The sequence below is a fragment of the Pannonibacter phragmitetus DSM 14782 genome, from assembly GCF_000382365.1.
Lineage (GTDB): Bacteria > Pseudomonadota > Alphaproteobacteria > Rhizobiales > Stappiaceae > Pannonibacter > Pannonibacter phragmitetus.
On the sequence record NZ_KB908225.1, the window covers coordinates 1 to 3,901 of the forward strand.

The window sequence follows — 3,901 nt, forward strand, 5'->3', positions numbered from 1 at the left end:
TGCCACTGGACCTTTCGCTTGAAAGATGATGATCCATCTCCGCGTTCAGCGCCCGTTCCGCCAGCGCCTTCTTCAACTGGTCGATCAGGCCGCCCCCGTCAAAGGCCGTCTTGGCATCAGCCCCGCCAAGCAGTTGGTCCAATATCGCGTCCGGGATAACCGGCTCTTTCCGTCGTGCCATGGGTGCTCTCCTTCATACCCATTATGCACGCCCGTACACGAAATTCCTGACAGTCCCCATCATTCCCGGCCTCGATCTGCGCCCCTTGCGAACCAACGTCCCGCCCGACGCTGATGACCAGATCATTCCCCGCCGAGAGGGTCGTGACGCGGGCTGCGGCGCCGGACTGGCTGCTGCCGCACTTCGAGCTGGACATGCCAACGCCAAGCGTCAGGCTGGTAGGATCAACGGGGTGCGCATTGGGCTCGCAGGGCCGGAGGCACTCATGGGCACCCATCAGTGCAGCAACATGGGCCGCAGGGCGCCGCTTCAGGCCTTCACCGGCGGTTGAGCAAAATCCCTGCGCCGCCTGAACCCAACTTAAAGCGCGGTCGTGGCAGTCGAATACCGTCTCTGTACAGCTCGCATCAGACAGCGAAGCAAGAGCATTCCGGCAAGCTACCTAGATTCTTGATCCGACTTTTTGGTTAGATGCATCTCCGCATCAACCTCACCACTTACGGCTTTTTCTACCGCCTGTTCCCATTCGCTCCAATAGGCAGGGTCCATCGGCTTACCGTCGCTCATAAGACATAATCCACTGAGCATAGAACCAATCTCATCCGACTTTGTTCTAGAGTAATAGTCCTCCAGGAATGAGAACATCGCCAAATAGGCCTCTTGCAATGTTAGCGATTTGTCTTGCATCAACGAAGTCCTTCTCCATCAACCCATACTCGCGGTGGAATATTTACGCCGCCGTTCTGGATAACCCCATTCCTTGTTTCCACCCAAACTTGCGAACCGTCTAGTCGCGTAGAAACATGCACCTCATTTCCGAATCTATTGGTGCCAAGGCTATTGGCTGGATTGTTACTTGTATCAACTAACAATTGCCTATTTGGGGGGGTATCGGGCAGATGCCCCTGACGACTCCCGAAAATATGTCGGAGCTGAGATGGGTTGTCCGGCAGCCCATTAGCTACCTTAGGCGGCCCAGGCAGATTGATCACCGGCCCGGAGGTGGACGGCTGGGTGAGGGTTGTCTGGGCGGTGGAACCTGCACTCTGGGTGTTGAAGACCGGGTTGCCGCGGCTGTCAAAGCGCACATTGCCCGAAGCATCGCGCACAGGCGTGTAGAGCTGACCGCTGCCGTTGTGCGTTACCGTGCCGTCTGCATTGCGCGTGTAGCCCGCTGGCGGCGATCAGCGCATCATTCCCGGCCTCGATCTGCGCCCCTTGCGAACCAACGTCCCGCCCGGCGCTGATGACCAGATCATTCCCCGCCGAGAGGGTCGTGACGCGGGCTGCGGCGCCGGACTGTCAGGTGAATACCATCTCTGTACACACGTTTCTTTAAAAAACTAAGCAACAGTTACACGATCACCATTTACAGATTCAAAAATAACCCCAACTACACCAGCCTTCTCAAAACGTTCCTTTATCTCCTCACTAACTATTATTACCCCTAAGTATTTTTTTATCCTGAAAATATTACTTGAGTTAATTTTTTCAGGATCTACAACCAAATTAAAGAACGAACGATAACTACCTGCCAAATCTGGCCTTATCGGGTCGAAACAATCATACTTACTAAAATTAGATCTATCTTCGTCAACACAGTCAATCTGCGTCTCAATAATCATCAGAAAATAGTCTTGAGACGTCTGCTTTCCCTCTATTTGAACAGGCGCAAAAACGACATTTCGGTAGGGCTCATCAATCTCTGACAACCCCGCCAAGGCATCGCAAGCTTTTGCGCTCAACACTGGAGCACTCGCGTAACCAGCAAGAGAATAATCGACCTCATTGCCGTCAAAACGAACATCGATCGTATATCTTCCAGGCTCCATAAAATTTACGGGAGGATTACTAAAATTCCAATTATCAACATGCCGAACATCACCGAGAACCCACTTATCAGAAATAGAAACATCTTGTCTAAGTATGTAATATTTCATTTCATTGCCTCGTGAGCCATTTATTAACCTGACTTCCCACAATCACGGATTCCGCCTTAATCCTTTCCAAGGTTTTCGTCACGGCCAAATTATAGGACGATGTGTTAGGCGTTAAACCACGCGTAGCTTGATCCAAACTGCCATAGACATATTGGTGATAGGACTCGGGATGCGGTCCTCTGTGCCCCGGCACCGCCACCAAGTTCTCAACTGCGCGGTTGATGTCAAGACCAGCCCCATCAAAGAAACGCTGATACTCCTTTGTCCAAGCCACTTGCCCATTGGCACCCACAGTACATTTATTAGTACAAATGTGATGTAGCGGTATGGACTCATAATTCGGCGGAGCACTTACGGGGTTTCTACCGCCATCCAAAGTAACGTACCCTCCACTATTATCTCGATAGATCGGTTTTCCTTCAGCAGTGTATCGTCCTGTTGAGTCATACACCCCACCTCTTGGTCCGGTAACAGTGGCCGAACCATCTACATTTCGAACGAGGCTATATCCATTTGGCACCTTATAATCGGGCGAAGGCAACGCCAATGGACTTGTTTTAGTACCAACTTCTCCAACAGAACTCCCCGGAGAGACAATATTTCCGCCCTTTTTTGACTCCTTCAGAAAGCGGATTATTCTGGATACAGCGCCAAATGATGCGGAAGATCCCAGTTCCACCAGAAGATCAACTGCGGCTTCCTTTATGAATTGATTTCGAATTCCCGTGCCAAAGCACCCCTCTGCGCCACCTGTCTGGTCACAGTAGGCGGCACCAGAAATCACAGTCAGAAGACGCAGCCCGAATACGTCAGTCCCTTGATATCCGAGGAGCCGCTGGACCAGATTCTCATCCGCACCAGCCGTCTGTACGGAAAGGAGCTTCAGGTAATCAAAATCTTTGGCGTCACTGATATCTCCAAGAACATCTGCTATGCACTGTATGCTTCGGCAATTATCGAGTGCCTTTTCTTGTTCAAAATCAAGCTTGGTGTATTTCTCTGAAACCTCACGCTTACAATCCTCAACATTGGCAGAGCCATTGCAGCTGATCAGCTCGGCAATCAGATCGTCAATCTGCTGATGATTGAGGAAGTTATGCTTGATATTATCCAGTGCAGCGGCGGCTCCGGCCTGGCCGCCGATGGCGGCGCCGAGGGCGGTGGCGGTCCATTGGCGGATGGCGTCGGTCTGGGCCGTGGTGAGATCCGGATGGTCCTTCAGCATCTGCGACACGACGCCGTTGGCAAGCTCGCTCACCAGCCCCGCCGCAGCTCCGCTGCCTATGTCCGTGCCTGCAACGGCGGCAACGGCGGCGCCGGCGGCGGCGTGCAGGGCGGCCTTGGCGGGGTCGCCGTCCTTCAGGCCGATTTCCGCTGAAAGATCACCCGTCAGCCCGTTCAGCAGCTCGGACAGGGCCGCAGCCCCCTCCTGACGGGCCTTCAGCCGGGCGATGTCATAGGCTTCCACCGAAACATGCGCCGCCCCGGCATCCCGGTTCAGGCTGGCAAGATCCTGCCTCTGGTCCGAAAGCTCCAGCGTGCCCGGCGTCACGGTGGCCCGTGTGGTGCCCTCATCGCCTTCCCGCGCGGGCATGTTGACGATGGGCGTCAGCGTGCCGGACAGGGGATCACCGGACGCCACCTTGCCCTTGTCAAAGCTGACACCAAAGCCCACGCCAAAGCCGGAGCTGGAGGAGGCGGAGCTGTTCTGAACGTCGCGCCACACCAGTTCGCGCGCGGAGAGGTAATTGTCCTCAGCCTCTGCCGTGGAAGAGATCAC

General features: G+C 54.1%; 2 protein-coding genes and 1 pseudogene. All 3 read right to left on the reverse strand.

Annotated features, from left to right (window positions below; all coding sequences use genetic code 11):
- Nucleotides 1–181, reverse strand: a pseudogene (locus H163_RS24420) (IS256 family transposase); the annotation flags it as partial.
- Between the two features lie 1,343 nt (nucleotides 182–1,524).
- Nucleotides 1,525–2,121 (reverse strand): imm11 family protein, encoded by a 597-nt coding sequence (locus tag H163_RS24010; protein ID WP_081626035.1) that lies wholly within the window; start codon nucleotides 2,119–2,121, stop codon nucleotides 1,525–1,527.
- Nucleotide 2,122: 1 nt separating this feature from the next.
- The coding region (locus tag H163_RS24015) for an AHH domain-containing protein (protein ID WP_208975412.1) at nucleotides 2,123–3,901 on the reverse strand (1,779 nt) is incomplete at its 5' end.

What these genes read in the sequence shown, in the direction of transcription:
- H163_RS24010 (WP_081626035.1), bottom strand. Translation starts at nt 2,121, where the DNA reads ATGAAATATTACATACTTAGACAAGATGTTTCTATTTCTGATAAGTGG.